A 25,068-nucleotide genomic window follows, 5' to 3' on the forward strand; every position below is an offset into this window, starting at 1 on the left:
TGGGTTAAAAGTAAAAGAGAAAAAAGCTTAATGCTTTATCAATAAAAAACTCCGGAAATCTCCGGAGTTTTTGTTGTTTTATGGTATTGGTTAGTTGCCTACCACAGTCCTTGGTGTAACAAACTCACGTAAAGCCAGTAAAGAAAGCTCTGTACCGTATCCGGACGACTTGGTACCGCCAAACGGGAAACGCGGGTCGGAACTGGTCATTCTGTTGATATTAACCGTTCCGGATTCCAGGTTCTCTATGAAGAGTTTTTGGCGTTCCTGATCTTTTGTCCATACGGAATTGGAAAGCCCGAAAGGAATATCATTGGCGATCCTGACAGCTTCTTCATCATTCTGAGCGGTCAGAATCATTCCTAAAGGTCCAAAAAGCTCTTCCTGTAAAATGGGATTACCCGGATTGACCCTGATCAGTCCCGGAGTGAAGGCATTCTCAGATACCCTTTCCAAAGGCAGGATGATTTCCGCTCCGTTTTCCAGGGCTTTGTTGAATTGCTTTTCCAGATCATCGGCAAGATCTGCCCTCGCCATACCGGAAATTTTAGTTTCTTTATCCATAGGATCTCCCGGAACAAACTTCTTGTATTCCTCAATAAACTTCGGCAGGAATTCTTCCTCAATTTTTTCATCAATGATGAATCTTTTGGCAGCAACACAGGTCTGTCCACAGTTTTGCAGCCTGGCCAGGGCACCTACTTTAGCCGCTTCATCAAGGTCCGCATCGCTTAATACGATAAAGGCATCACTTCCGCCTAGCTCCAGCAGAGATTTTTTAATATTCTGGCCTGCAATGGAAGCAACTTCTGCACCTGCTTTCTCGCTTCCGGTAAGGCTGACGCCCATGATGGCTTTATGTTCCAGAATTTCTTTCACTTCCCCATGCCCTACTTCAAGGTTCTGGAAAATCCCTTCAGGAAAGCCTGCTTCCAGGAATACCTGTTCAATGGCATTCCCGCTGCCGAAACAGATAGATGCATGCTTGAGAACCACGGTATTGCCCGCAAGGATGGCCGGAACCGCAAACCTGAGCACCTGCCAGAAAGGGAAGTTCCAGGGCATAACACCTAAAATCACGCCTTTAGGTACGTACTGAATTTCAGAATAATGGAATTCAGAATCCACCTTTTCAGGCTTCAGGATATTTTCAGCTTCGGCATAATAGTTCATCATCAGAGCACACTTCTCTACTTCTGCTACAGACTGTGCAATCGGTTTGTTCATTTCAGTGGTAATGATCTTACCGAACTTTTCAGAATCAGCGGACAGCAATGCAGCTGCTTTTGCGATCAGTTGCTGCCTTTCTTCAAAAGGTACTTTTTTCCATTCGTTGAAGGCCAGATCCGCCTTAAGGATTTTATTTTCAATCAATTGATCCATAATATACATTTTGTTTCATGATGAAACAGGTTAAATCTTTCTTTATAAGGCAAATTATATTCCGGGGATCGGTTTACAGCAATGAATCTTTCTATAATCATCATGCCTGTTATACCATCAGCCATTCGTTCACCAGCGAAGCTGCCAGTCTGGCGGTCCGGTCCTGAATGTCATACAGGGGGTTGACTTCTGCCACGTCCAGCGCCACAAGTTTTTCCTGTTTCAGGATGTGCCTGTAGAAATGCATGAAGGCTGCGTCTGTAAAAATGCCGTTATAAGCAGATGCTGAAACTCCCGGAGCAATGGAGGCATTGAAAACATCCATGCAAATGGTAAGATACACTACATCCACAGATTCACAAAGGTCATTGATGCGCTGGTATACCGAAGGAAGGTTCTCAAAAAACAGTTCATCAGCCAGGATGTATTTCATGCCGAACTGATGCGCAGTATCGAATAATTTCAGTGTATTGGAATTCCTCTGTATGCCGATATGCAGTGAATGGATGTCCCCTTCCTGTGCCACCTGCCAGAAACCGGTACCGGAACTCGCTCCTATGCCCTGTTCAGGCATACGGTTGTCAAAATGTGCATCAATGTTGATAATTCCTACCTTCTGTTCGGGAAAAGCAGTTTTAACCCCAAGGTAATGGCCATACATCACTTCATGCCCGCCGCCCAGGACAAGGGAACGGGCACCTTTGAGCAAGACTTTGGATACCTTTTTAGCCAGGTCAGCCTGTGCCTGTTCCAGGTTTCCGCCTTCACAACTGATGTTGCCGAAATCCAAAAGGGAGAAATCCGGTAGAATAACCGGGAAATTAGACATATTTTTTCTGATGATATCGGGGGCTTCCTTAGCTCCTTCCCTGCCTTTATTGCGTTTCACACCCTCATCTACGGTAAAGCCATGCAATACAAAATCGCCTTTTGATACCGCATCATAATCCGTTTCCTGCCTTACCCTCTGAAATATCCTGTGATGAAGAAGCTCTTCACCGTCTAATCTGCCTTGCCAAATCATTGTCTATTGTTTTGATCAGTAATCTATACTTTGGAACCAGCTATTGCCGGCCAATCCTGTACTGTTTATTTTGATATGATTGAAACCAATATAATTCCAAACGCGCTTTAAAAGTTTAAAAATCCAATGAAATTAATGAAGGACCGGTCCGGACACCGTTTTACCGGTTTTTCACTTCATTGCCGCCGATGAACACTTTTTCCGGTTTTAGACTTCCCTGGTAGTAGAGGATATTCTGGAAATTATGGGTAGCAAAAGTGATAAAATCCGCTTTCTTGCCTTCCAGCAGTCTTCCCCTGTCTTCCAGTCCCAGCGCATACGCTGACCTGAAGGTAATGCCGGCAAGCACTTCTGCAGTGGTCAATTTTTCATAAGTAGCCAGGATAGATGCCTGCACGATCAGGTTTCCCATAGGAGCAGAACCTGGATTCCAGTCGCTGGCAATCGCCAGAATGGCACCTGCATCCAGCAGTTTCCGGGCCGGAGTGAACTTTTCACCAAGGCCGAGGCTTGCGCCGGGTAATGCTGTCGCCACCGTATCAGATTGTGCAAGATAGGCAATATCTTCTTCAACAGTCGCTTCCAGATGGTCGGCTGATTTTGCACCGACTTCTACTGCAATCCTGGAACTTCCGGGCGTAAACTGATCGGCATGTACGGTAATTTCAAAACCTAATCCTTTAGTTTTAAGCAGGAAATCCCTGCTTTCTTCAGGCTGGAAAGCTGATTTTTCAATGAAGATGTCCACACGCTCAGCCAGGCTTTCCTTTTTTACTTCAGGAAGGATTTCGGTAAAGATGTAATTCAGGTATTCTTCATTGCTGCCATTATAATCCCTCGGTTTCAAATGAGCAGAAAGGCATGTCGGAACCAGAGTGGCATCCGTCTTTTGCTGTGCTTTTTTAATAATCCGCAGCATTTTCAGCTCATTATCCTTATCAAGGCCGTAGCCGCTTTTAATCTCGATAGTAGTAATACCGAGTGACACTAGGAATTCTATTCTCTGCATCAGGGTATTGAGCAGCATTTCTTCGGATGCATCACGGGTGTGCTGCACTGAGCTCCATATTCCCCCGCCGCTTTCAGCGATCTCAAGATAGCTTTTTCCGGCATTCCGCATCGCAAAATCATTCGCCCGGTTACCGCCGAAGCAAATATGGGTATGAGAGTCTGTAAAAGCAGGTAAAGCAACCTGTTCGCCTTCGATCTTTTCAGTTTCAATATCGGGGTATTCAGAATGCAGAATACTGAATACCCCGGTTTTAAGAATTTTTCCGTTTTCTACCAGGATTCCTCCATCGGGAATGATTTCAAGCTGTTCATCAGACAGCTTTCCTCTCAGGGGCAGGTTAGCCAGGGTCAATATCTGTTTAAAAGGTCCTATTAATTTCATAGAATACATTATGCTAAGCTAAAGCTGATATGAAAAACCAATGTTTAAGATTTACTCATATTGCTTTGTCATTTCACTCTCAAAAATACTCAAAATAATCGGAACCTTTGAACGGTCGGCTGACAATATGATAATCCCTGAAAGTCAGCTGAAGTCTGCAGGAAGTTTTTCTGAACCTCATCTAAATTTCCTATCTTTGAAGTAAATGAAAATGAATTAATGCCAGATTTTTTACATCCGGACAAAGAGAATTTTTCCCGCGAAGAACTTTTGCAGGAAGAGCAGATCCGTCCCCAGAGCTTTAAAGATTTTGCAGGACAGCGAAAAACCCTGGAGAACCTTGAAGTATTTGTTACCGCTGCCAAAAAAAGAGGTGGTGCACTGGACCATGTGCTGCTACACGGACCTCCCGGATTGGGTAAGACCACTCTGGCCAATATTATTGCCAATGAGCTGGGCGTTAACTGTAAAATTACTTCAGGTCCGGTGCTGGATAAGCCGGGAAGCCTTGCCGGGCTGCTGACGAACCTTGAAGAGAACGATGTGCTGTTTATCGATGAGATCCACCGGCTATCACCGGTTGTGGAGGAATACCTGTATTCTGCCATGGAAGATTACAAGATCGACATTATGCTGGAAACCGGCCCCAATGCCAGAAGCGTCCAGATCGGGCTCAATCCTTTCACGCTCGTAGGCGCAACCACCAGAAGTGGAATGCTGACAAAGCCTATGCTGGCCAGATTTGGTATCCAGAGCAGGCTGGAATATTACAGCATTGAGCTTTTGTCCATGATCATTCAGCGGAGCTCAAGAGTATTGGGTGTAAAAATCTATGAAGATGCTGCGATTGAAATTGCCCGCAGGAGCCGCGGAACACCCAGGATCGCCAATGCCCTGTTAAGAAGGGTACGCGATTTTGCTGAAATAAAAGGTAATGGTGAAATTGAAATCAACATCACCAAATACGCCCTGAATTCCCTGAATGTGGATGAGTTCGGCCTTGATGAAATGGACAATAAAATCATGCGGGTGATGATTGAAAACTTCAAAGGAAAACCTGTAGGGATTTCCGCCCTGGCTACTTCCATTGGTGAAAACCCTGAAACGCTGGAAGAAGTTTATGAGCCGTTCCTGATCCAGGAAGGATTTATCATCAGGACGCCCAGAGGAAGAGAAGTAACGGAGAAAGCCTATAAGCACCTCAATATTTCAAAACCCAGAAATCCCGGAGAATTGTTTTAATGCAGATGTTGTACAGTTCTTAAGATCTAATACATGCTTTATGTTTGTACCAAAAATATACAAAAGCGAAGACCGGCAGCTGATGAAAGACATCATCAGCGAAAATGCCTTTGCTTTGCTGATTTCATCTGCAGATAAGCTCCGGGCCACCCATTCCATGATGATCCTGAATGAAGATGATCCTGAAAACCTGTATGTGGAAACGCATATTTCCAGGGCGAATCCGCAGGCCAAAATACTGACTAACGGCTCAGAAGTACTGTGTGACTTTTTAGGAGCCCATACGTATGTTTCCAGCAGCTGGTATGACCATATGAATGTTTCCACCTGGAATTATGAAGCAGTTCAGATCTATGGGACCGTTAAACTGATGACGCAGGAAGAGCTCTACAACCATCTTGAAAAACTCACCTTCAAATATGAAAAATCCCAGAAATGTCCTGTAATGGTAAAGGATATGGGAAGAGATTTTGTGGAAAAAGAAATGAAGGGAGCATTCGGGATCAAAATAATACCTACGGAGATCTTCATCAAACAGAAACTTTCACAGAACAGAAAGGAAAATGACTATCTGAACATCATCCGCGAGCTTGAAAAAGGCGACAGCAATGCAAAGGCGGTCGCTCAAAAGATGCAACAATTGAATACATGAACCTAAATATAAATATGATATGAAACTATATCCGATACAATGCGGAAAATTTAAGCTTGACGGCGGCGCTATGTTTGGGGTCGTCCCGAAAAGCCTTTGGGAAAAAACGAATCCGGCAGACGAAAAAAACCTGATTGAACTGGGTACCCGGTCCCTGCTTATAGAAGACGGTAAAAAATTGATCCTGGTAGACTGCGGCCTAGGGAACAAGCAGGATGAAAAGTTCTTCAGCCACTATTCGCTGTGGGGAGATGATAATCTCGATAAAAACCTTAAAAAATATGGTTTCATTCGCGAGGATATCACTGATGTTTTCCTTACTCACCTGCATTTCGACCACTGTGGCGGAGCCATTGAATGGAATGACGACAGAACGGGCTACCGGCCCGCATTTAAGAATGCACAGTTCTGGACCAATGAGAACCACTGGCAATGGGCTACAGAGCCTAACGCAAGGGAAAAAGCCAGCTTCCTGAAAGAGAATATCATCCCGATACAGGAAAGCGGACAGCTGAATTTCCTGCCACTCCCTAAAAATGGCAATTTCGGATTTGCCCCCGATCTTAAAATGGATGTTATTTTTGTTGACGGCCATACGGAAAAGCAAATGCTTCCGGTACTGCAGTACCAAGAAAAAACTGTTGTATTTGCCGCAGACCTGATTCCTACCGCCGGGCACATCAATCAGGTATATGTCATGGGCTATGATACAAGACCGCTTTTGACCCTGGAGGAAAAAGGCAAATTCCTGAAACAATGCATCGATAATGAATACCTGCTCTTTTTTGAGCATGACGCCCACCATGAGCTGGCAAGCCTTACCATGACTGAAAAAGGAGTAAGGCTTCATGAAACGTATAGCTTTAATGAAGTATTCGGATATTAATTTTTACCTATGGAAGAATTACAATCAGAAACCCAGCAGGCAGAGCCGGAACCGTCGCGAAAGATTATCGGGCTTACGGGAGGCATCGGTTCAGGCAAGACCACCGTTGCACACTTCATCGAAGAATTTGGATTTCCGGTCTATTATTCGGATGACAGGGCCAAGTCTATCGTGAATGACAATGAAGCCTTAAAAACTGAGATCCGGGCCCTTCTGGGAGATCATGCCTATGACAGCAACGGGCAGTACGACAGGAAATTTGTTGCGGAAAAAGTATTCAGCAATGCGGAACTGCTTCAGCAACTCAATGAGATCATTCACCCGGCCGTAAGGCTGGACTTTGAAGAATGGGTAAAAAAACAGTCGAAATACCTCATCTTTAAGGAAACAGCCTTATTGTTCGAGCTGAAACTGAACCTGCAATGCGACCGTTCCTTGCTGGTGACGGCAGAGGACAACATCAGAATCAAAAGGGTGATGGACCGGGACGGAAAGACTTACCGGGAAGTCCAAGCCATTATGGAGAAGCAGATGCCCGAAAAAGAAAAGATCAAACTGGCCGACTGTATTATCTACAACAATTCGGATTTAGAGGATTTAAAGGAACAGACAGAACGCATCGTTTTCGATATTGAATAAAGTAAAAACCTCGCCAGATTTCTGACGAGGTTTTTTCATGTAAAAAAAATAAGCTCTCATTTCTGAGAGCTTATCTTATTTTGAAAATTATTCTTTGATGAATTTTTTCTGTGCGGTAGTACCGTTATCGTCGATGTCGATGACATATACCCCGTTGATCAGTTTACTTACATCAATCTTGTTGTTCAGAATGATTCCACGGGAGATCAGCTGTCCGGCAGCGCTATAAATCTTATAGTTCGCTTTTTTGCTGATGTTCTTCACATTCAGGATTGAGCTTACCGGGTTAGGGTAAATCATAATCTGAGTCTGATCCAGCGGATTCGGTACAGGAAGCTTGGAAATCCTTACGGTATAGTCTTCTACTTCTCCTGTAGCAAAGCTGGTACAGTTTACCGGGATTCCGTCTTTCTGCATCGCTACTCTCATCACTACATATTTATAATCTGTAAGGCTGATGAAGGCATCTGATGGCACCGTGAAGGTTCCGCTGACAGTAGTATCTGTATTCGCACCAGAAACCAGGATTCTTTCATTGATATCGAAATATCCGTTTCTGTTGAAATCGATCCACACTGCAACACCTGCTTTAGCACCTCCGGCAAGGTTCTTATCAATTGAAATCTGGTTGTTTGTAGACCCCTGGATCAATTCTATGAACTTAGTCGAATCTCCTGTATAATCGGTATAGTTAGAGGCTGCTGATGCATTCTCCATTTGGTTTTTACCATTAGGAGTTACGGTAACTTTTGAGATGTAAGCTCCGGTAGAACCCGAAGATGACATCTGGCAATAGATCACCGTAGGTGTGGTAAAGAAGTACGGAGGCGTATAGTTACCAGGAGTTCCTGAACATACGTTGGCCACCTGCATTTCATACTTCGTCAATTCCGTTAATCCCTGGATTGTGTAAGTATTGGTAGATACTGTTACCGTAGTCCAGCTCGGGATACCTACCTTTCTGTATCTCAGGATATAGGTTGCTCCCGGGAACGGATCCCAAACCACAGTAGCGGTTGTAGGCGTAAGGTTGGTGATGGTTAATCCCGGAGGCGGCAATTCACAAGTCCTTTCTGTAGTAAATACTTTAGGATTTGAATATGGGTTTATGGTAGTTTCCCCGTTACACTTGTTGGCTACCTGAACTTCATACGTAGTATATGGCGACAGGTTAGTCAGTGTATAGGTATTACCCGGTGTCGTAGGGATGGTTGTTACATCGATCCACTGTGTACTTCCTACGACTCTGTATCTCAACACATAGCTTGAGCTTGCTGCTACCGGAGCCCATGTTACTACCGCAGTAGTTGGCGTTATGTTACTGATGGTAACATTCGGAGGGGTAGGGTCGCAACGGGTAGTAAACGTCGTGATTGCTGTAGGCGTTCCTGCTGTATTGCTACATACCGCAGAGATCTGTACATCATACGTTGTTGCCGGAGTAAGTCCTGTAATGGTTAACGGAACGTTTCCTATCAGTGTAGATGCATATATATTCGTCCATGCCGTTGTTCCGGATACTCTATACTGAACAAGGTATGTTACATTGTTTGTTGCACCCGTCCAGGTTACAGTAGCGGTATTGTGAGTAACGGTAAATGTTGGAGTTCCTGGCGTTGCTGTACTACAAGGTCTTAATCTTACCGCGTAATCCTCTACTTCACCATTGGTAGCAACCTGACACATTACCGGCGCACTTGAACGCTTAAGCACTACTCTCATGGTTGTTGTAAGCGGACCGCTGTATGCCGTTGCAGGTACATTGAACAAGGCTGTTACCGGGGTAGTCGTACTCGCAGAAGACGCCATGATCTGCTCTGAAGTTTCAAAAATACCGTTTCTGTTGAAATCAATCCATGCAGATACTGCATCACTCTGTGTAGCAGCAGACCATCCTTTGGCTACAGAAAGTTTGTTTCCTGTGGAACCGATATCCAGTGTTACGAGTGTACTTGGTGTAGTGTAACTGATATAGTTGGTCTGTACCGAAGTATTCGTCATTGCCGGGATACCCAGGTTAACAGGCGTAACCGTTACGTTGGAAATGAAATCCGTAGTTCCGGTACCGGTCATATTACAGTATGTGATCGGCGTTGTTGTAAATGGTATAGATGAAGACCATGCTCCCTGAGTACCACCACATATAGTTGCTACCTGTACCTCATAAGCAGTCTGCTCAGTAAGGCCTGTAATGTTGTAGCTGTTACCATTGATTGGCGTTGGAGAAACATTCCATGTTCCAACAGGGTTCGTTGTTCTCCATCTTACCAAATAGGTAGCACCGGTAGAAGAAATCCAGGATACTGTAGCTGTAGTCGCTGCAATATTACTCATCACGATTCCTGTAGGAGGAGCCGTAGTACAAGGCTGAATATCTACAAATTTAACCTGATAATCTTCTACTTCCCCATTGCTGGTAAGCGGTGAACAAGCATCAGTAGGCGTTAAGTAATATACAATAACGCGCATCTTCACTTTGTTTGATCCTGTATAAGCATTTGCAGGAACGCTGAAAGTAGCTGTAACCGGTGTCGTAGAAGAATAACCAAGGTTCATAATTCTTTCACCTCCGGCAGTGGTTGATGGATTATTATTGAATATTCCGTCACCGTTAAAGTCAATCCATGCATACGTAGAATACGTACTGGAAAGAATGGTTCTTCCTACAGAAAGAGTATTGTTCGTAGAGTTACGTGCTAATGTAATGGTTTTTGTTGCATCGTTGGAATAATCCGTATAAGTACTAGGTCCAGAGTTATTGGACATAGCAGGAGTATTAGTTCCTGATACGGTTATATTATTGATGTATCCATCCGTAACTGTCGCAGTACCCGAGTTACAATAGGTAGATGCCGGTGTAGTAAAGTTTACTGAAGTTGACCATGCCCCCTGAGTACCGCTACAGATTGTAGCTACCTGCACTTCATACGTTGTCTGTGCATTCAGGTTAAGGATTGTATAAGGATTGGTGGCAGGGCTGATTGTTGTCCATGCTCCTGTTCCTGTTCTGTATCTCAATGCATAAGTTGCACCAGTTGCACTTAACCATGAAACGGTTGCAGATGCAGCTGTAACGTTAGCAATTGTAACCGGTGACGGTGCTGCAGTGGTACAAGGCTGCAGATCAACAATCTTAACTGCATAATCCTCAATCTCCCCGTTGGTAATGTTAACACAAGGATCATTAATGGTACTCGTAGAAACAATTACCCTCATTCTCAGTGTTAACGGACCGTTATAAGAGGTAGCCGGAACTGTGAATGTATTCGTGATCGGTGTAGTTGTATTTGCAGTAGAGGAAAGTACTCTTTCTGATGTCTCGAAAATACCGTTTCTGTTAAAGTCAATCCAAGCACCTACAGCCAATGAAGATGTAGTAGTGGTTAACCATGATTTGCTTACCGAAATGGTATTGTTCGTCGAGCTTCGTACCAAAGTAACCAGGTTATTGGCATTCGCTGAATAATTCGTGTAAGAGTTGGCTCCTGTAGTATTACTCATGATGTATGAGTTGGTTGGAGCTACCGTTACATTGGAAATATATCCGTTGCTGTTGTTCCCAGAAGTAATGCTACAGTAATTAACCGCAGGCGTTGAGAACTGGTAAGGCGTTGTATAAGTTCCGGTAGTACCTGAACATACATATGCTACCTGAACTTCATATTGAGTCTGCTCAGTCAGGTTGTTAATAGTATAGGAGTTTACTGTTAAAGGAACAGTAGTCCATGTAGTGGTTCCTACCTGTCTGTATTGTAATATATAGGTTGCATTGGCAGCAGGATCCCACATTACATATGCTGAAGTAGCCGTGATATTGTTTACGGTAAGATTTAAAGGAGCATTGGTTGAACATGCAATTGGCTGTACCAATTTTACGGCATAGTCTTCAACTTCTCCGTATGTAAAACTCGTACACATTACCGGTGAAGAGCTAAACTGCAGTGCCACTCTCATTTTCGTAGTCGCTGGCCCGTTATAAGCACCGGCAGGAACAGAGAATGTTGCGGTAACAGGTGTGGTTGTGCTGGCAGCAGAGTTCATTACCTGCTCTGAAGATTCAAAAACTCCGTTTCTGTTAAAGTCGATCCATACACCTACTGCCTCACTATAGGTTGTTCCGGTCCAGAATTTGGAAACAGAAACCGTATTGTTAGCAGAACCGATAACCAGATTAACCAATGCACTCGGTGTGTTTGAGTAATCTGTATAAGTACTTCCTGAAGAAGGATTAGACATTACAGCAGCGCCGTTCGGGGTTACTGTTACATTGGAAATATACTCGTCATTAAAGTTGCTGGACTGCATAGAGCAGTATGTCAAACCTAATGTGGTAAACGTAGTGGAAGCAGAGAAGTTTCCAGTAGTACCTGAACATACATTCGCAACCTGTACTTCATACTGAACTCCGTCTGTCAGGTTGGTCAGTGTAATAGAGTTTGTGGCAGCGTTCACCTGAGTCCAGGTTGTACTTCCTACTGTACGGTAACGCACGATATAAGTAGCACCGGAAGCGGCAGACCATGTTACTGTTGCCTGAGTCTGGGTAATCGCAGATACCGTAACTCCTGTAGGTGCCGCACTGGTACAGTTAGCCAGAGCTGCTACAGTCGCGTTGCCTATGGCATAGAATACATTATTGATTGCACTTACTCTGATCTTAACCGTTGCTCCTACAGTAAGGGCTCCGAATGTTAAGCTTTCATTTCCGTCATTTGCTGTAGAAGCTGACAGAACGTTCCAGGTAAGTCCGTTGTCTGTTGTATAATCTATTTTAACGTTGGCAGCATTATAAGGTGCAGCGTTGGTATTCACTACGTCCCATGTTACATTGGTCGCACCGTTATTATATACGGTAGCAGTAGTAACTTTAAATGGTCCGTCATTTCCTACTATGATTTGCTGATTCGCAAACTGAGTCTGCTGCTGGGTAGCGATCGGGCTGTTATCACGAACCGTTACTCTGAAGTTAGTGGTTCTTGCTACTGTAGAGACAGACTCCCAACCGTTGTTAGAGTTGTTTAAAACTCCGGCCAGTACAGAAGATAGTTTAGGAAAATATCTTGAAGGACTTGTTGAAGGTGCAATAGATCTAAATGTTGCACCGGTAGAAGTAGTCCCTAGGTTATTCTTGTTAATGGTTACACTCGCATTATCCATTTCCTCCCATGTATAGGTCATAGGATCATTTTCTGCATCTGTTGCAGAAGCGGTTAATACAAATGCGGTTCCTTTAGGAATATTATAGGTAGGCAGAGCAGCAATTACCGGAGGATTGTTAGTAATTGTCGTTTCAACGTCACATGTTTTGCTATTGAGGTTGGTTTGAACCTGTCCGATGCTTGCCGCATGGAAATAAGGATCAGAGTGAGGCTGAACATCTGTATTAGCACCGGTAATCCCCGCATATCCCATAATTGTTGAGCCGGATCCCGGTTCAACATTTACGCCTGTACCTTCAAGGCTATGAGAGAATGTGTGGTTAGCTCCCAGCTGGTGTCCCATTTCATGAGCTACATAATCAATATCAAAATTGTCTCCCTGTGGAATACCGTCCGCAGGTGAAGTATATCCAGAACCTTTTTGGGTAGATGTATTGCTCGTAGGATCTATACATACGCATCCGATACATCCTGCGTTACCTCCTCCTCCGGAAGCACCGAATAAATGCCCGATATCATAATTGGCACTTCCGACATTTGCGGTAAGGGTTTGCTGAAGCTGTAAATTCCAGTTGTTCATCTGAGCAGCCGGAGAATAAGGATCGGTATTCGGGTCTGTATAAATTACACCCGGAAAGTTTTGTAGATTCAGGTGTAAAGCGAAATCTTTTTCGAAAACACCGTTACATCTGGTTAGGGTGGCGTTGATCGCCGTTAATGCACCTGCAACGGTTCCGCCGAAATACTGGGTGTATTCCCCGGTCACCGACATGGCAAGACGCATAGTCCTGTATTTTTTATCTGATGATTTTGCAAAATCAGTAGTCTGGTTTGCAAATGACTTTCCATTCTGATACAGCTTTGCTATTTCTTCTTTGGAAAGTGCATCTTCATTCATAGAACAAAGAAAGCCTTCTTTGCTTTTGTCGGTTTTCGGATGCACACCGTAAACCGTTTTGTCTTTGTCTACCGGCTCGATAAATTCATACCGTCCGTCCTTAATGATCATCGCCTGGAAATCATTCGGAGCGAGACTGAATCGCAGGTATTTGCTTGGATCATCAATCCCGGCACCTACGTAAGAGCCTAATTGATATTGGTCTGCCAGTTCCTTTACGACAACCGGAAAGCTGTACACGGCAAACTTTTCTATTTTCCCATCTAAAGTTGGCAACGATATCGTTACAGCCTTAGCATTTCTGCCGGTTAGCTGTGCGTTTGCCAATTGAGATTTTAATAAGGAAATGTCCAAAGAGTAATAGCCCCTGATGTCGGAGTTCCCTCTTATTTTTTCTCCTCTGAATGTCGTCGGACTCCATTGTGCACTGGTAATCGCAAACAGAAAGAGGAAAAAGAAAGAAGTAAAAATTTTCTTCATAACTTTCTCAATATTATATTAATCGTACAAATCTAATCATTTTTTATTATTATCTTATGAGTTCAAGTATTTTTTTTATATAAAACTAATGATAACGTATTTTCCATTCAAAATAAAAAATCCCCGGTTAAAAGCCGGGGATTTTTATCAAAATAAAGGATTTTATTTTTTAATGAACTTAGATCTGAAAAGATCCTTGTCTTTATCTTCAATCGATATAATATATCCACCTTTAATCAGTTCAGCAACATTAATTTTACCGCCGTTAATATTTCCTTGTTGGATCAGTTGTCCTGCCGCGCTATATATTTTATAGGTAGCTTTATCCGAAACCTTGGTTACGTTCAGGACATCGGAAACAGGATTAGGGTAAATATTAATTCCGCTGTTTGCAATTACTTCAGATGTTCCAAGCGTAGTCGCTATGATAACATTATAATCTTCCGCTTCACCATAACCGATTGCCCCGCAACCTGCATACGTAGATCCTAGAGATAATCCCGCCTGAGCCTGTCCCCCGTAATACAGGATGACCCTCATTCTCAGTGGCTGATTGGTAATGGTCGTGGAAGGCACTGTAAATGTCCCTGTAATTGGTCCTGTAGGAAGGTTTACCGGATAATTGAATATCCTTTCTGAAGCCTCGAATACACCATTCTTATTATAATCAATGAAAACAGCAGCAGTATCATAATCCGCATTTGTTATAGTCATTGAAAATGTATAGGTATTGTTGGCTGTCAGGTTAGGCTGAAGCGCTGTATTCGCAGTATAATCTGAATAAGCAGATGGTCCTGATGAATTGCTCATCAGCACTGCTCCCGTACTGCTGGTCAAAGTTACATTAGAAATATATTCATACTGTGGTGCAGTGTTGGTAACAGCCACTGTACAATAAGTAGGATTCAGCGTTGAGAAAACGGTACTTGCTGAAAAAGAGCCCTGAGTTCCACAAACTGAAGCTACCTGCACTTCATATGTTGCATTGGATATAATATTGGTAAGATTAACAGTAGTAGCCGTCGTAGTAGTCTGTTGCCATGTAGTATCTGAAGTTCTCTTATATCGGATGACATAAGAAACTGCTCCGCTCACCGGTGCCCAGTTTACAGTTCCTCCGGTATTGGTTATGTTATCAACATAAACTCCGGTAACTGCATTTCCGCAACCTACCTGGGTTGTCACCATTACTTTTTTTACCGCATAAAATATATTTCCGATGGATGAAACTCTTACTATAACAAACTGTCCGTTTAATGAAGCCGGCATATTAATGCTTTCCGTTCCGTCGTTGGCCGTTGTGGCAATAATGGTAGTCCAGTTTACACCATTATCTGTTGAGTAGTCCAGTTTAACATTAGCTGAATTGTATGGTGCGCCACTGGTGTTAGCTACATCCCATGTTAAAGTATTGCTGACATTTGAGAACAAATAATTACCTGCATTAATTCTGAAAGGCCCGTCTCCGCCTACAGTGATATTCTGCTCTGCAAATTGAGTCTGTTGCTGTGTGGAGGTCGGGTTGTTATCTCTTACCGTTACGGCAAATTTCATATTTCTTGCCACCTGAGGAGTAGACTCCCAGGTATTCAGGGAATTGTCTAATACTCCTGCTATTACGGAAGATAACTTAGGAAAATACCGAGTTGGGCTGGTTGTTGGGGCTATAGACCTGAACGCCGCGCCATAAGTAGTTGTTCCTATGTTATTTTTATTAATTGTCTGCGCACTGGTGAGACCGCTGTCAACCTGTTCCCATGTGTAAGTAAGCGGGTCATTCTCAGCATCAGTTGCAGAAGCTGTTAAAACGAATGCTGTACCTTTAGGAATGGTGTATGACGGCAAAGCTGCAATTACAGGAGGGGTATTCGTGATTGTTGTTTCAACATCACAGGTCCTGACATTCAGGTTATTCTGAACCTGTGTAATACTCGCTTTATGAAAGTAAGCATCAGAATTTGCCTGAACATCTGTATTGGCCCCGGTAATACCTGCATATCCCATAATGGTAGATCCTGAACCCGGTTCAACATTTACGCCGGATCCCTCAATTGCATGAGAGAATGTATGGTTTGCCCCCAACTGGTGCCCAAGCTCATGGGCAACATAATCAATATCAAAGGTATCTCCCTGAGGAATACCATTTGCCGGAGAGGTGTATCCCGATCCTTTACCTTTTGGCACGGCGGTAGAAGGATTGATACATACACATCCTATACATCCTGCATTTCCTCCGCCTCCGGAAGCACCAAACAAATGTCCGACATCATAATTGGCATTTCCTACATTAGCCGTTAATGTCTGCTGAAGTTCCAGATTCCATGCCCCGGCAGCTCCTGTAGCTGCGTCAGAATAAGGATCCGAAGCTGCATCCGTATAAATAACGTTGGTATAATTCTGTATATTAAGGTGCAATGCAAAATCTTTTTCAAAGACACCGTTCACTCTGGTCATCGTAGCATTAACTGCTGCTAAAGCACCAGGAACGGTACCTCCGTGAAAAGCAGTATATTCACCGGTAACAGACATTACCAGGCGCATGGTTCTGTATTTTTTATCTGACATTTTTGAAAAGTCAGTCGGCTGATTGCTGAAAGACTGCCCTTTTTGCAAAAGTTCTTCTATCTGTTCCTTTGCCGCAGGACTTTCTTCTGTACTACAGATAAAGCTTTTCCCGCCGGTAGGTTTGGATTTTGCATGAACTTCGTAAATGGTTTTGTCGGAGTTGGAAGGCTCAATAAATTCATATTCACCTCCTTTGATAATCATAGACTGAAGATCATTTGGCGATACTGAAAATCTTAAGAATTTTGAAGGATCGTCAATACCTACTCCCACATAAGAGCCCAGATGATACTGATCTGCCAGTTCTTTTACCATAACAGGAAAACTGTACACTGCAAAACGTTCCATTTTCCCTCTCATGGTCGGCAATGAGATTTCAACGGCTTTTGCATTTGGTCCGGTTTCCTGAGCATTTTCAAGTTGTGACCTGAGCCTGTTGAGATCCAACTTGTAATAAGCGTTGTTTGAAAGAGAAACCTCAGAGACATTCCTCTTAGCTATAGCTGCAGGAGTCCACTGAGCAAGCGCACTACTCCCTATGAAGCTACACAATAAACCAGTAATAAGTTTTTTCATTTAAATTTTTATGAATTATTTATGAATTATTTGATAACTCCAAATATAAATATTTATGCTTTGTTATCAAGGATAAAATCAGTTATATTATGTTAAATTTAAAATTATACTTAAAATTATACAAGATATACTTGATCTAAACCAAATAATTACAGTAAACAATCCCTAAAATCCAGTACTTTTTATGTACCGTTCACAAATGTGTTTTCAGAATATAATACGAATATGATATTATAGCTGAACAGGAGCAGCCGTATGAAAGCTTGGGTTTCCGCCCTGTGATTTAAAATGATCCTTAAAACTTATACGCAATATTCCACGCAAATCCCATGGTAAATTTAGAGGAACTTTTTCCGAAGCCGGGAACAATCATCGGCTGGATATCATCCTGTTTGGTAGTATAAGCCAGGTATTTAGGCTGAAGGTTGACGTCAATATAAAAGTTGGATTCAAATAGCTGTACACGACCGCCTAATACGCCCTCCAGCCAGAATGAAGACTGAGTGGAAGCGGGAAAAGCTACGGAAGAATTGCTGCCTCCGTACCCTCTTACCGGTACGGCCATATATTCCTGGGTGTAGAAAGATCCGGCCAGCTTTCCGCCGGCATAAAACCCATTGAAAGGATTCTCGCTGTCTTTAGCCAGCATATAAAATGCTCCCAGCTTTACGAATGGACCGTTGGCTTTACCATCATAACTGTTTTTCGTATAGATATTCGATTCGAAACCAGCTTCGGCAATGGCATGAATATCTCCTTTTATCCTTGATGAAATAAACCCCTGATATACCTTCCGGTCTGAAAAGAAAGAAACTCCGGCATTTAGAAGGTCAAACCCCACCATGAAGTTAGGTTCGTACTTCCATTTTTCCTTTTCTGCTTTTGCAGGTGCTGTCTGTTTATTCTGCGAAAGGCAAAATAGGCTCAAGACACTAAAAAAGAAGGTAAAGAATTGTTTTGTCTTCATTCTCTATAAAGTTTTGACCGGCTTCAAGCTTCAGTACCGGATTGGGATTGGTTAATTGGGCGTCCAGGTTTTCGTAGTTCTTTTTAATTCCGCATCCAGGCGATACATAAGTGGATCTGGTGGTGTAGCTTACTCTCACTTTCGATTCTGCCCCTTTATCTGATAACCTGAAATAGACATCGGTATACGGAGCATCATCAACCCTAAGAGGAATCAGCCGGGAATTGATGTTAGTCTGTTTTCCCAGCTGTACTTTACCCGATCCGTAATCAACCGCTACATACAGCGAGTCCAGTGTTCTTGGCAGACCTGAACTTTCTCTTTTAAAGGATACTTTCATTCTTGGAGTACCTTCCCCGCTTTCACAGATATCATCATCCCCGCCACAGGAAAAAACCAGGCCGAGGATAAGGGTCAACAGAAAAATTTTAAGGTATTTCATAGGTATAGGGTGGGTTCAAATTTACATCTGTTATTTTTTGATCAGCAAGGCAATATTCTCCACATGATGGGTTTGCGGGAACATATCTACCGGTAAAATTTTTACTACGGTATACTGTTCTTTCATCAAGGCAAGATCCCTTGCCTGCGTTGCGGAATTACAGCTTACATAAACTATTTTATCCGGTGAAAGCTTTAATATCTGTTCCACCACCTTCTGGTGCATACCGTCTCTTGGCGGATCCGTAATCAGGACATCCGCTTTTGGGTGGTTGGCAAGGAATTCATCATTGAAAACATCTTTCATATCTCCGCAATAAAACGTACAATTGGTAAGGCCATTCAGTTCGGCATGCTCAACCGCTGCATCTATTGCTTCCTGTACGGATTCTATCCCGATAACCTGCTTGGCCCTTCTGGCAACATACTGGGCAATGGTTCCGGTTCCGGTGTAAAGATCATATACCACTTCATCCCCTTTCAGGTCTGCAAACTCCAAAGTTTTACGGTAGAGTTCAAGGGCCTGTTTGTAATTGGTCTGAAAGAAAGATTTCGGACCGATCTTAAACCTAAGCCCATCCATTTCTTCCATTAAGAAGCCTTCTCCGTGGTATACATGGATATCAAGGTCGTAAATGGAATCATTCGGTTTGGGATTAATGGCATACACCAATGTTTTGATCTGAGGGAAAGTTTCCAGCAGGAATCCAAAAAGCTTTTCCCTGTTTTCCTTTTCTTCCCTGTAGAGCTGGAAAAGTACCATCCATTCTCCTGCAGAGTTTTGCCTCATCATTAGGGTACGTAAAAAGCCTTCATGGTTCCTCACATCGAAGAAATCCAGCCCGTTATTGCTGGCATATTCCCTTACAGCCAGACGTATTGTGTTGGAGGGATCTTCCTGAAGGAAGCACTCTTTAAGATCAAGGATTTTGCTCCACATCCCTGGAATATGGAAGCCAAGAGCATCCCGGCTGCCGAAATTTTCTTCGGAACTGATTTCATACTGAGTAAGCCATCTTGCATTGGAAAAAGAGAATTCCATTTTATTCCTGTAATAATATTCCTCTGCAGAACCGAGGATAGGAACCGTTTCAAAATCATCGATACCACCAATTCTTTTGATATTATTATATACTTCCGCCTGCTTGAAGTCCAGCTGCTTTTCATAACTCATATTCTGCCACTTGCAGCCGCCACAAACTCCAAAATGGATGCATTTCGGATCTACTCTGTACGGCGATTTCTCCAGGATATCCACAGCTTCAGCTTCATAATATTTGGACTTTGATTTTTTCACTCTTGCATTAACAACATCCCCTGGTATAGCACCGGATACAAGCACAGTTTTCCCGTCTTCCGTTTTTCCGATAGCCACGCCTTTGGCTCCTGCATTTAAAAGCTTTATATTTTCAAGGATAATATTCCTGTTCTTCTTCTTTTTCATTCTGATAAGTATAACGATGAAACCCCACGGTTTCGCATTGCAAAAATACAATAAAAAAAACCTTATCCGTAGACAAGGTTTTTAATCTGTTTCTAAATTGATTATTTTGTCTGGGCCGGCTGAGGATTGGCCTGTTGTGCGGCGGCATTATTTCCCACCTGCAGCTGTACCCTCGGATCTACTCTCGGCGCACTAAGCCCTGTGAGTTTATCCAATATGGTTACAAGCTCCTGCTCGCCAAGATTTACGTATGGTTTGCTGGCAATCTTCCCGTCTTTGTCTACAATAACAAATGATGGCAACCTGAATCCGTAAATACCGTATTTTTTAGCAATATCTGAATTCAGTCCGCCTTCAGCATAGACATTGATACCATTAATTCCTTTCAACAGAGCATTGCTGGTTTTTACGAACTGGTCTTTGGTATCGTCCATATTCACAAATACAAAGTTCATTTTAGATTTGTAAAAGTTAACAACCTCCTTTAACACGGGTACTGTTCCTTCTGCAATATACGGGTTCCATGAAGCATAGAACATCATTAGGTACGGCTTTCCTTTGTTTTCAGAAAGGCTGTATTTTTTTCCATCCTGTTTTACCAGTGAAGCATCAGGAGCAGCATCACCCACTTTTACTCCTTTCATGGCCAGCTGAAGTCTGTTAAGATCCTGCTTAAGCCCTGAATCTTTGATATCCTCATCAATAATCTTTCTTACTTTCGCCAGTGATTTATCGGTAAGCATCTGATTTTGAAGATCTGACTGCGTCATCACAAATGCAAGAAGGTAATCTTTAGTAGACTGCGGCATATCTTTTTTGTCTTTCAGGAACTGGCTGAACAACTCAGAAGTGGTAACATCTGTTTTTCCTTTGGCTTTGGCTTCCGCATATTTCTGGAAGTCCGGGCTCATTTTAGTCAGCAGATAACTTCTGTAAGCAGGGCTTTCTTTGATCATGTCATCTTTGTTGGCCTGAAGCTTATCTTCATAATCCGTGAATGCTTTGGTTACCTTGAAAGAAGGATTGCCCATCTGCTTGTGGCTCATCTCATATTGCGTCATAATGGTAAGCAAAGTACTGGCAATGTCATTTTTCTTCCATTCCACCACTCCGTTATCCGGATTGAACTTCTTAACATTCTCATCAATATTTTTGTTGATATCTGATTCTATTTTCTGGATGCCCTTAAGGAAGGTTTTTTCATCCTTCATCATCAGGTCATTGATATTGATGGTCTGGGCATAGGTCCCCAGGTATTTCTGAGTCGCTGTAAAAAAGTCATTATTTTTCTTAGCATCCCCTGTAACCACATATTCTGTAGGGAAAGTCATCCCGTTACCGGAAATATCAAGAGTCTCCCCTCCTTTAAGATAAATAACATTTTGCTTGCCTCCGTAGGAAATCACATACATCCCGCTTTTAGGAGCTTCAAAACTTCCTGAGAAGTTTCCGTTTTTATCTACTCCCAAATTTACTGCAGGCAGCATAGAAATATTGGTAGGATCTATGAATTCAATTCTTTCCAATGGAGATCCTCCGGTAATTTTTCCTTTTACTTCAACTTTTTTAGAGCAAGACATTGCAAAGACTGCAATGATAAACAATAAAAGATATTTTTTCATTTCAATTTTATAATTACGCAAAAATAAGTTTTTCAATATACTCAATACAACTAAAAAATGCTTTTATGAAAGATTTAACTAAAAAATCGCCATCCTGTGAGGAGACGATTTTTTGTTGTATTGAAAAGATTAATTCTATCCTTTATCAATGAAGGCAGCCATATACTCTCTGTTCATTCTGGCAATATTATCAAGTGAAATTCCTTTAGGACATTCCACTTCACATGCTCCGGTATTGGAACAGTTCCCGAATCCTTCCTCATCCATCGCTTTCACCATATTCAGAACACGTCGTTTTGCTTCTATCCTTCCCTGAGGCAGTAATGCAAACTGGGAAATTTTTGCCCCTACAAACAGCATAGCAGAACCGTTCTTACAAGATGCCACACAAGCTCCGCATCCAATACATGCAGCAGCATCCATAGCTTTATCCGCATCTTCTTTCGGAACCGGGATCGCATTGGCATCCAGGGTATTTCCTGAAGTATTTACAGATACAAACCCTCCGGCAGCCATCACCCTGTCAAATGCGCTCCTGTCTACGATCAGGTCTTTAATAACCGGGAAAGCAGCACTTCTCCATGGTTCAATAACGATGGTTTCACCATCTTTGAACGTTCTCATGTGAAGCTGACAGGTAGTAATTCCTGTATCCGGGCCATGTGCTCTACCATTAATATACAGGGAACACATACCGCAGATTCCTTCACGGCAGTCGTGGTCAAAAGCCACCGGCTCTTTTCCATCGTTAATTAAATTTTCATTAAGGATATCCAGCATTTCCAGAAAAGAGGAATCTGTAGAAACATCCGATATTTTATAAGTCTCAAACTGACCTTTAGATTTATTGTTTTTTTGTCTCCAAATTTTCAGCGTAAGATGTAAGCCTTTTTTTGAACTCATAATGATATATTTATAGGTTGGAGATTATTTGTAACTTCTTGTTTTAACCTCGATGTTTTCGTAGATCAGCTCTTCTTTGTGCATTACTTCCTGATTGATGTCTTTCCCCTGATATTCCCAGGCGGCAACATACTTGTAATTCACATCGTCTCTTTCAGCCTCTCCATCCGGTGTAGAATGATCTTCACGGAAGTGGCCTCCGCAGGATTCATTTCTTTTCAGCGCATCGATAGCCATCAATTGGCCCAGCTCCAGGAAGTCAGCTACCCTGAATGCTTTTTCAAGCTCAGTATTCATGCCTTCCTTATCTCCAGGAACTCTTACGTTCTTCCAGAAGTCGTTTCTTACCTCTTCAATTTCCCTGATGGCTTCTTCAAGACCCTCAGGAGTTCTTCCCATTCCTACTTTATTCCACATAATGTGTCCCAGTTTCTTATGGAAATGGTCTACTGAATGGGTTCCTTTATTATTGATAAAGAAATCTACCTTTTCTTTGATTTCTTTTTCAGCCTGTTCAAAAGGCGCGCTGTTGGTAGGGATAGCTCCGGTTCTGATATCTGCAGAAAGATAATCTGCGATAGTATATGGAAGCACAAAATATCCGTCTGCCAGCCCCTGCATCAGTGCAGATGCTCCCAGCCTGTTGGCTCCGTGATCCGAGAAGTTAGCTTCACCGATAACAAAACATCCTGGAATCGTAGACTGAAGATTATAATCTACCCAAACACCTCCCATGGTATAATGAACCGCAGGATAGATCTTCATTGGCGTTTTATACGGATCATCGGCAGTAATTTTCTCATACATCTGGAACAGGTTACCGTATTTTTCCTCTACCCAATTTTTTCCGAGATCGTAGATCTGCTGTTCTGTAGGATTGTGGATATGCCTTTCAATAGCAGCTTCCTTACCTTTCTTCATGATCTCAGTAGAGAAGTCAAGGTAAACTCCTTCTTTAGTATCGTTGTTTTCAATTCCGAATCCGGCATCGCACCTTTCCTTGGCTGCTCTTGAGGCAACGTCCCTCGGAACAAGGTTACCGAATGCAGGATACCTTCTTTCCAGGTAATAATCCCGGTCTTCTTCTTTGATATTTTCCGGTCTCAATTTACCTTCCCTGATGGCTACAGCATCCTCCAGTTTCTTAGGCACCCAGATTCTTCCTGAGTTCCTCAATGATTCGGACATCAGGGTCAATTTAGACTGCTGTGTACCATGTACAGGAATACACGTAGGGTGGATCTGTACATAACAAGGATTTGCAAAATATGCTCCTTTTTTATGGATTTTCCAGGCTGCGGAAACATTGGATCCCATTGCATTGGTAGAAAGGAAATATACGTTACCGTAACCTCCGGAAGCAATAACAACAGCGTGAGCGGAATGTCTCTCGAGCTCACCGGTTACCAGATTCCTTGCAATGATTCCCCTGGCTTTACCGTCTACGATAACCAGCTCCATCATTTCATGGCGGTTGTACATTTTAATCCTTCCTTTACCGATCTGGCGGCTCATCGCGGAATAAGCTCCTAATAAAAGCTGCTGTCCGGTTTGTCCTTTCGCGTAGAAAGTTCTTTTTACCTGAACCCCACCGAATGAACGGTTATCCAGCTGGCCTCCGTACTCTCTTCCGAAAGGAACGCCTTGTGCCACACACTGGTCAATGATATTTGCAGAAACTTCAGCAAGCCTGTAAACGTTTGCTTCTCTTGCCCTGTAGTCTCCACCTTTGATGGTGTCGTAAAATAACCTGTAGGTAGAGTCACCGTCTCCCTGATAATTCTTGGCCGCATTGATCCCCCCCTGAGCAGCAATAGAGTGTGCTCTTCTCGGAGAGTCCTGGTAGCAGAATGCTTTCACATTATAGCCCTGCTCTGCCAGTGTGGCCGCTGCAGAACCTCCTGCCAGACCTGTACCCACAACAATAATATCAATCTTATCTCTGTTGTTTGGGGCAACAAGGTTCATATGGTCTTTATGATTTTTCCATTTATCCTTTAAAGGACCTGCTGGAATTTTTGAATCTAACTTACTCATATTAGTATATTGATATTATTGAGTTATATAATGATAAATTGCGATAAAGATAAATCCTAACGGAATAAGGATAGAATACCAGATGCTTACTTTTCTCAGCATCGGCATGTACTTCGGATGTCTTGCCCCGATAGACTGGAAAGAAGACTGGAATCCGTGAGACAAGTGAAGCCCTAACAGCACAAATGAGATCACATATAAAACCACTCTCCAAACATCTGCAAATTTTGCATGAAGATCTCCCCAGAATCTGGATTCCTCAACCGGAAGACCGTTGATATACTTGTAATTCATTTCATGAAACCAGAAATCATACATATGCAGTACCAGGAAAGCAAGGATCACCGCTCCGGAAATGATCATGTTACGGGAAGACCATGATGAATTGTCAGATCCCCTGTTCATTGCGTAATTGATAGGACGTGCTTTTTTATTTTTGATTTCCAGAACAAACCCCATTACAAAATGGAAAATCACGGCAAAGATCAGTACCGGCTGCATAATAAACTGGATAAGAGGATTATATCCCATAAACTGCGAAGCATTGTTGTAAGCCGTTTCACCGAAAACCGATAAAAGGTTGACTGCAAGGTGCATTACCAAAAAGATCAGCAAAAAAATAGCCGACAATGCCATAGCATACTTTCTACCTATTGTAGAACTCGTTAAACCTGCCATATAAGTTTAAATTTGAATTTCCACAAAATTAAGAAATGTTAATAACATCAAGAAGTGAGAAATCTCACAATTACCCAGT

16 protein-coding genes are annotated in these 25,068 nt (G+C 42.7%); 4 read left to right on the forward strand and 12 right to left on the reverse strand.

Annotation, left to right across the window (positions count from 1 at the left end; genetic code table 11):
- Positions 1-90 precede the first annotated feature (90 nt).
- The 3 genes from QE404_RS14085 to hutI all read right to left on the reverse strand — a co-directional run bounded on the left by QE404_RS14085 (position 91) and on the right by hutI (position 3,800).
- Positions 91-1,383 carry an NAD-dependent succinate-semialdehyde dehydrogenase gene (locus tag QE404_RS14085; RefSeq protein WP_307453952.1) on the reverse strand — a complete coding sequence of 431 codons (1,293 nt, stop codon included), beginning with the start codon at positions 1,381-1,383 and terminating at the stop codon, positions 91-93.
- A gap of 109 nt (positions 1,384-1,492) precedes the next feature.
- Positions 1,493-2,407 carry a formimidoylglutamase gene (gene hutG, locus QE404_RS14090; RefSeq protein ID WP_307451479.1) on the reverse strand — a complete coding sequence of 305 codons (915 nt, stop codon included), beginning with the start codon at positions 2,405-2,407 and terminating at the stop codon, positions 1,493-1,495.
- A 160-nt stretch (positions 2,408-2,567) separates the two neighbouring features.
- Positions 2,568-3,800, reverse strand: coding sequence for an imidazolonepropionase (hutI, locus tag QE404_RS14095; protein WP_307451481.1), 1,233 nt, complete (start codon positions 3,798-3,800; stop codon positions 2,568-2,570).
- A gap of 219 nt (positions 3,801-4,019) precedes the next feature.
- On the opposite strand from hutI, the gene ruvB reads away from it, so the two are divergent.
- From ruvB to coaE, 4 genes are read left to right on the forward strand one after another with little or no spacing between them, the layout of a single operon-like run.
- Positions 4,020-5,042: a Holliday junction branch migration DNA helicase RuvB gene (ruvB, locus tag QE404_RS14100; RefSeq protein WP_307451482.1), complete on the forward strand. Its 1,023-nt coding sequence runs from the start codon at positions 4,020-4,022 to the stop codon at positions 5,040-5,042.
- Between the two features lie 40 nt (positions 5,043-5,082).
- Entirely contained in the window at positions 5,083-5,694 is a 612-nt protein-coding gene (locus QE404_RS14105; protein WP_307451484.1) for an FMN-binding negative transcriptional regulator, read from the forward strand.
- A 19-nt stretch (positions 5,695-5,713) separates the two neighbouring features.
- Positions 5,714-6,580, forward strand: coding sequence for an MBL fold metallo-hydrolase (locus QE404_RS14110; protein ID WP_307451486.1), 867 nt, complete (start codon positions 5,714-5,716; stop codon positions 6,578-6,580).
- A gap of 9 nt (positions 6,581-6,589) precedes the next feature.
- The gene (gene coaE, locus QE404_RS14115) at positions 6,590-7,219 is read left to right on the forward strand and encodes a dephospho-CoA kinase (RefSeq protein ID WP_307451487.1); all 630 of its coding nucleotides are present in this window, start codon (positions 6,590-6,592) and stop codon (positions 7,217-7,219) included.
- A gap of 87 nt (positions 7,220-7,306) precedes the next feature.
- Here coaE and QE404_RS14120 read toward each other — a convergent pair whose 3' ends face one another.
- The 9 genes from QE404_RS14120 to QE404_RS14160 all read right to left on the reverse strand — a co-directional run bounded on the left by QE404_RS14120 (position 7,307) and on the right by QE404_RS14160 (position 24,989).
- Complete coding sequence (locus tag QE404_RS14120; RefSeq protein WP_307451490.1) at positions 7,307-13,756, reverse strand: GEVED domain-containing protein; 6,450 nt, start codon at positions 13,754-13,756, stop codon at positions 7,307-7,309.
- A gap of 162 nt (positions 13,757-13,918) precedes the next feature.
- Positions 13,919-16,897, reverse strand: a complete 2,979-nt coding sequence (locus tag QE404_RS14125) for a zinc-dependent metalloprotease (protein ID WP_307451491.1) — start codon at positions 16,895-16,897, stop codon at positions 13,919-13,921.
- 295 nt (positions 16,898-17,192) lie between these two features.
- Positions 17,193-17,864: a DUF6048 family protein gene (locus QE404_RS14130; protein ID WP_307451494.1), complete on the reverse strand. Its 672-nt coding sequence runs from the start codon at positions 17,862-17,864 to the stop codon at positions 17,193-17,195.
- Positions 17,830-18,306 (reverse strand): DUF6452 family protein, encoded by a 477-nt coding sequence (locus QE404_RS14135; protein ID WP_307451496.1) that lies wholly within the window; start codon positions 18,304-18,306, stop codon positions 17,830-17,832. The genes QE404_RS14130 and QE404_RS14135 overlap by 35 nt, the downstream gene beginning before the upstream one ends.
- Before the next feature lie 30 nt (positions 18,307-18,336).
- Positions 18,337-19,749, reverse strand: coding sequence for a 23S rRNA (uracil(1939)-C(5))-methyltransferase RlmD (rlmD, locus tag QE404_RS14140; protein WP_307451498.1), 1,413 nt, complete (start codon positions 19,747-19,749; stop codon positions 18,337-18,339).
- A 101-nt stretch (positions 19,750-19,850) separates the two neighbouring features.
- Positions 19,851-21,371 carry a TlpA family protein disulfide reductase gene (locus tag QE404_RS14145; RefSeq protein WP_307451500.1) on the reverse strand — a complete coding sequence of 507 codons (1,521 nt, stop codon included), beginning with the start codon at positions 21,369-21,371 and terminating at the stop codon, positions 19,851-19,853.
- Positions 21,372-21,506: 135 nt separating this feature from the next.
- A complete protein-coding gene (locus QE404_RS14150) occupies positions 21,507-22,274 on the reverse strand; it encodes a succinate dehydrogenase/fumarate reductase iron-sulfur subunit (RefSeq protein WP_307451502.1) in 768 nt (255 codons plus the stop codon).
- 24 nt (positions 22,275-22,298) lie between these two features.
- Positions 22,299-24,311, reverse strand: a complete 2,013-nt coding sequence (locus QE404_RS14155) for a fumarate reductase/succinate dehydrogenase flavoprotein subunit (protein ID WP_307451504.1) — start codon at positions 24,309-24,311, stop codon at positions 22,299-22,301.
- Positions 24,312-24,326: 15 nt separating this feature from the next.
- Positions 24,327-24,989, reverse strand: coding sequence for a succinate dehydrogenase cytochrome b subunit (locus QE404_RS14160; protein WP_307451506.1), 663 nt, complete (start codon positions 24,987-24,989; stop codon positions 24,327-24,329).
- Positions 24,990-25,068: the final 79 nt, after the last annotated feature.

The organism is Chryseobacterium camelliae, assembly GCF_030818575.1.
GTDB lineage: Bacteria > Bacteroidota > Bacteroidia > Flavobacteriales > Weeksellaceae > Chryseobacterium > Chryseobacterium camelliae_A.